The organism is Ideonella sp. B508-1 (genome assembly GCF_000333615.1).
GTDB lineage: Bacteria > Pseudomonadota > Gammaproteobacteria > Burkholderiales > Burkholderiaceae_C > Ideonella.
The window spans coordinates 1-5489 of the sequence record NZ_BADL01000064.1 but is presented as its reverse complement, the minus strand read 5'-3'; the positions used below and the strand labels follow the sequence as shown (position 1 = coordinate 5489).

Below are 5489 nucleotides of genomic sequence, written 5' to 3'. Positions count from 1 at the left end.
CCTGCGACCCGAGCTGACGGTGTGTTCCCGCGCACCCAATGAGGCGGAGGGCGCCCTTGCTGGTGGAAGCGGGGGTGCCGAAGGCCGTGCAACCCCGCGAGGCCATGGCCCAGGTGCTGTTGCAGCACACCCTGGCGCAATGGGCCAAGGGGGCTTGATCACAGCCAAAAATCCGTATTAGAATGAGCGCTTCAGTTGATTGCAGCGGCTTTTTCAAGCGGCTGCGGGTGGCTGAAGCCGAGTGGGGCTCTTAGCTCAGTTGGTAGAGCAGCGGACTCTTAATCCGTTGGTCGTAGGTTCGAATCCTACAGGGCCCACCAAAATTTCTGCAAAAAGGACTCGCCGCAAGGCCAGTCCTTTTTTTGCGTCTGGAGGGCGCTGGGCGTCTGCCTGGCACGGTTCTGGCTTCCCCCCAGGTTCAACCCCTGGCGCGGTGCATCACTTGGCCGCACACTCCGGGGTTTTGTCCTGGTGGCAGTGTTCGGGCGCATCGGTCCCGGGGGCGGGCTGCCAGGCTTTCGGCAACCCGCCGCATTCACGCATTGACCCGATGACGACCCTGTCTTCTCCCGCCGCATCCACCCCGGACGGCCAACGCTGGGCCTGGCTTCCTCGCCAGGGCACCCGGAAGTACCACCTGCTGCTGCTGTCCCTGGGCGTGTTCGTCCTCGGTCCCCTGGGGGGCGTGACCGCCTCCTACATGAATTTCTCGCTGGGCTTCTTCGTCGGCGGGCAGGTGCTGGCGGGCCTGCTGGGCTCGGTGGTCACGCTGGGCTATGGCGCCGAGGGCAAGCACGGCGCCAACTTCATCCAGACCTCGGCCGCCTCGGTGGCGGGCCTGAGCGCCATGGGCGTGCTGATCCAGGCCATGGTCTGGATGGGCATGCCCCAGCCCCCGGTGTGGCAGCTGATGCTCTACATGCTGTGCATCGGCATGCTGGGCGCTGGCGTGGGCATGCTCTACACGCCCATCCTGGTGGACAAGCTGCAGCTGCCTTACCCCTCGGGCTTCGCCGTGGCCAACATCCTGCGCGCGCTGACCGACCCGGTGCTGCTGCGCCGCTCGGTGGCCAAGCTGGGCACCGGCATCGGCGCGGGCCTGCTGGGCGGCATCGCGGCGGCCAAGCTGCCCTTCATGGCGGCCATCGAGCTGTCCACCTCCACGTTGGGCGCGGGCCTGCTGGTGGGCGCGCGCATCGGCATCCCGGCCCTGGTGGCTGGCCTGACCGGCTGGGCGCTGATCCCGTACTTCATCTCGATCGGCTGGCTGCACGAGGGCGACCCGGCCCGCAAGATCATGTTCCTGATCGCGCTGGGCACCATCATGGGCGCGGCCATCATCGACCTGAGCCTGATCTTCTGGCAGGCCTGGCAGCGGCTGACCGGCCGCACCCCGGCCCCCGCGCAGAGCCAGGAAGCCTGGAAGCGGGTGGACACCCGCCGCGTGTTCAGCTGGGTGGCCTTCTGGGCGGTGGCGGTGGTCTGCACCGGCCACTTCGTGCTGGGCCAGCCGGTGGGCTACCTGGTGTTCGCGGTGCTGCTGGTCTTCCTGTTCGCCATGGTCAACGGCATCTCGCAGGGCATCAGCGATTCCAATCCCATCTCCTCGGCCTTCGTGGTGTCGGTGGTGATGATGGCGGCCCTGGGTCTGAAGGACCCGACCATCGGCCTGATGGCCGGCACGGTGCTGCTGGTGTCGGTCAGCGTGGCCGGCGACATGCAGCAGGACCGCTCCACCGGCGCCCGCCTGGGCACCAGCCGCACCCTGCAGTTTCGCTACCAGGTGGCGGGCATCGTGGTGGGGGCCATCGTGGCGGTGGGCTTTGCCAAGCTGTTCATGGCCGCCTACCCGGTGCTGCTGCTGGACCAGACGGTGATGAGGGCCGGTGAGCAGCCCTCGGAATGGAGCGCCGCCATGACCTACAAGTTCGTCGGCGTGCTGCGCAGCCTGACCGATGACAAGCCCTACCAACGCACGGCCATCTGGGTCGGCGTGGGCATCGGCTTCGCGGTGGAGCTGGCGCGCAAGCTGCTCAAGCGCAATGCGGGCTACCAGCGCTTCGTGGCCTCGGGCAAGGGCGGCTTCGCCACCGACTTCGTGCTGGATGCGGTGCTGCTGCCTTCGCCTTATGCCTGGTCCTTCGGCGGCTTCGTGAACCTCAACACCTCGGCCTGGTTCGCCATCGGCGGGGTCATCTCCAGCGCGGTCAACTCGCTGCCCAAGGCCAAGCCCCAGCCGGGCGATGCCGAGGTGCCGGAGGACATGAGCAACACCTCGCTGATCGGCGGCGGCCTGATCGCCGGGGATGCACTGGCGGCCTTGGGCCTGGGCATCGCCGGTCTGCTGAGCACCGTGCTGGCGGGAGGCTGAGCATGGCCGGCGTGACCCTCTACGGCATTCCCAACTGCGACACTGTCAAGAAGGCCCGCACCTGGCTGGCCGGCCAGGGCGTGGAGGTCGTGTTCCACGACTTCAAGAAGCAGGGCGTGCCGGCCGAGCGCCTGGCCGCCTGGGTGCAGGCCCTGGGCTGGCAAGTCCTGGTGAACCGGCAGGGCACGACCTGGCGCAAGCTCGATACCGCGGCCCAGGCCGCGGTGGTGGATGCGGCCAGCGCCATGGCCTTGCTGAGTGAGCAGACCAGCGCGATCAAGCGCCCGGTGGTGGAGTGGCCCGACGGCCGCGTGACCGTGGGCTTCGACGCCGCGGACTGGGCCGCCCGCCTGGGCTGACACAGCCGCTGCGGTCCGGGTCGGCGGGGCCTCAGCCCAGGTGCAGGGTCAGGGCCAGTTCCGAACGGCCCCAGGCCTGCTGTTCTTCTTCCAGCAGGTGCACCGTCCGGGGATGGGTGTCCGCCCACTCCTTGCGGAAGGCCAGACGGGCGATGCGGCCCTGGCGCTGCAGCCGCAGTGTTTGCTCCGGCACGTCGGACCGGGCGTGGCAGGCGATGACGGCCAGCCGCAGGCACAGCACCTGCCACAGCATCAGCTCGCTGCGCACCAGCTCTTCCATCTTGCGCAGGCCGCCGCGTTGGCCCAGCACCAGATCGGCCAGGCGGCGCTGCTGGCTTTGCGAGAAGCCGGCCGCATCCACATGGCCCAGCAGGTAGGCGCTGTGGCGGTGGTGGTCATGGTGGGACACCATCTGACCGATCTCGTGCAGCAGGGCGGCCCAGCGCAGCTCGATGCGTTCTTCCTCGGCGTCGCGCGGGGCCACCTGCTCGAACAGGATGCAGGCCAGGCGCGCCACCCGCTGGGCCTGCTCAACGTCGGCGCCGAAGCGGTGCTGCAGGGCCTTGACGCTGTCCTCGCGCAGGTCATGCCCACGCTGGCGCTGACGCGCCAGCAGCCGGTCGTGCAGGTCCACGATCACACCCTGGCGCAGGGCACCCTTGGCCGGCTGCAGGGCCTCGATCTGGAAGTGGGTGGCCAGCGTGTACAGGATGGCCAGACCGCCGGCCAGCACCGGGCGCCGATCAGGCTTGAGGCCCGGCAGGTCCAGCCGATCGGCGTGGCCCGCCTCGATGCACTGCGCCATCAGCCAGCGCAGGCCGTCCGGGGTGATGCTGCCGTCGGTCTGCCCACAGGCGCGCAGCACGTCGGACACCGCACCCGCGGTGCCGGAAGAGCCCAGCGCCTGATCCCAGCGTGTCGCAGCGAAAGGGGCCAGGGCTTCTTCGAACTCGGCCCCGGCCGCCACCTGGGCGGCGCGGAAGCCTTCGCTGGTGAACTGACCGTCCGGGAAGTAGCGCATGGACAGGCTGACGCTGCCCACGCGAAAGGACTCGGCTTCGATGGGCTGGCGCTTCTCGCCCAGGATCAGCTCGGTGGAGCGTCCGCCGATGTCCACCACCAGCCGGGGCTGGTTGGAGGGCTGCAGATGGGCCACGCCGGCGTAGATCAGCCGCGCTTCCTCGCGGCCGGAGATGACCTCGATCGGGAAGCCCAGCGCCGCCTGCGCCTGGTGCAGGAAAGCATCGCGGTTGCGGGCCTCGCGCAGCGTCTGGGTGGCCACGGCCCGCACCTGCGCCGGATGAAAGCCGCCCAGGTTGCGGGCGAACTGGCGCAGGCAGGCCAGGCCCCGCTCGGCCGCCTCATCGGTCAGCATGCCCTCGCTGTCCAGGCCAGCCCCCAGGCGCACGGTTTCCTTGAGGTAGGCGTGGCGGCGGTAGCGTCCGTCGCGCAGGTGGCCGATTTCGAGGCGGAAGCTGTTCGACCCCATGTCGATGCCTGCGAGCAGACCGGTGGGGGAGGGTAAAGCGATGGACATGGGCCGGGATTGTGCCCCTTGACGATGACATCCCCGGGCCGGCGGGGCGGTCTTTGGGCCGACTTCTAGAATCGTTCAGACCCTGCCCGGTCACGACCGGAATCCAGATCCACCCAGGAGAACACCATGCCCGACACCCCGCTGCTGGACGATGCCCAGGCCCTGTTGCAGAAGGCCAACGGGGCCGCCCCGACCTCACCCACGCGCCGCGACGTGGTGCAGGCCGGCGTGGGGCTGGGCTTTGCCGCCGCCACCTTGCCGGTGGCCGCCCAGACGGTGATCCAGACGCCCAGCGACGGCCTGGTGGCCGGCACGGTGCAGATCCCGGTCGGCGACTTCCAGATGCCGGCCTACCGCGCCATGCCGCAGGGCAGCGGCGCGCACCCTGTGCTGCTGGTGATCAGCGAGATCTTCGGTGTGCACGAGCACATTGCCGATGTGGCCCGGCGCTTTGCCCAGCTGGGCTACTGCGCCATCGCACCGGACCTGTTCAAGCGCCAGGGCAACCCGGCGGGCTACACCGACATCGGCGCGCTGATGTCCGAACTGGTGTCCAAGGTACCCGATGCCCAGGTCATGGGCGACCTGGATGCCACCGTGGCCTGGGCGCGGGCCCAGGGGCAGGATACGACCCGCCTGGGCATCACTGGCTTCTGCTGGGGCGGGCGCATCACCTGGCTGTTTGCCGAGCACAGCGCGGCCGTCAAGGCCGGCGTGGCCTGGTACGGGCGTTTGACGGGGCCGACCAACCCGCTGCAGCCGCGCCATCCGCTGGACCTGGTGGCCGAGTTGAAGGCACCGGTGCTGGGGCTGTACGGCGGTCAGGACACCGGGATTCCGTTGGACACGGTGGAGGCGATGAAGAAGGTGCTGGCCGGTGGCAACGCCGCTGCGCGTGAGTCGCGCTTCATCGTCTACCCGGACGCACCGCATGCTTTCCATGCAGACTACCGGCCCAGCTACCGCCAGGCCGATGCCCAGGACGGCTGGAAGCAGTGTCTGGCCTGGTTCAAGACCCACGGCGTGGCCTGACAACCCAGGCAGAGGGGCGGCTCGGGATGAGCCGCCCGGGGGACGCTCAGCGCACCACCAGCACGGGCAGCGGCGAGTGCGTCAGCACCTTCTGGGTTTCGCTGCCCAGCAGCAGGGCGCTGACGCCGCGGCGGCCGTGCGAGGCCATCACGACCAGATCGCAGCCCTTGTCCTGGCCAGGTCGCAGATG

Annotated in this window: 5 protein-coding genes and 1 tRNA gene; 4 read left to right on the top strand and 2 right to left on the bottom strand. The window is 69.3% G+C overall.

Annotated features, from left to right (window positions below; all coding sequences use genetic code 11):
• Positions 1–244: 244 nt before the first annotated feature.
• The 3 genes from I73_RS02935 (at position 245) to I73_RS02925 (ending at position 2730) form a co-directional block, all read left to right on the top strand.
• Positions 245–320 (top strand) — tRNA-Lys (locus I73_RS02935).
• Between the two features lie 230 nt (positions 321–550).
• Complete coding sequence (locus tag I73_RS02930) at positions 551–2371, top strand: OPT/YSL family transporter (protein ID WP_022979251.1); 1821 nt, start codon at positions 551–553, stop codon at positions 2369–2371.
• Between the two features lie 2 nt (positions 2372–2373).
• On the top strand, positions 2374–2730 hold the full coding sequence (locus tag I73_RS02925) for an ArsC family reductase (RefSeq protein ID WP_022979250.1): 357 nt from the start codon (positions 2374–2376) through the stop codon (positions 2728–2730).
• A gap of 31 nt (positions 2731–2761) precedes the next feature.
• On the opposite strand, the gene I73_RS02920 is transcribed toward I73_RS02925, so the two are convergent.
• Positions 2762–4267, bottom strand: a complete 1506-nt coding sequence (locus I73_RS02920) for a Ppx/GppA phosphatase family protein (protein WP_022979249.1) — start codon at positions 4265–4267, stop codon at positions 2762–2764.
• A gap of 126 nt (positions 4268–4393) precedes the next feature.
• On the opposite strand from I73_RS02920, the gene I73_RS02915 reads away from it, so the two are divergent.
• Complete coding sequence (locus I73_RS02915; RefSeq protein ID WP_022979248.1) at positions 4394–5299, top strand: dienelactone hydrolase family protein; 906 nt, start codon at positions 4394–4396, stop codon at positions 5297–5299.
• A gap of 46 nt (positions 5300–5345) precedes the next feature.
• On the opposite strand, the gene I73_RS31320 is transcribed toward I73_RS02915, so the two are convergent.
• Positions 5346–5489, bottom strand: a 144-nt coding sequence (locus I73_RS31320) for a universal stress protein (protein ID WP_148289661.1), incomplete at its 5' end; no start/stop codon positions are given.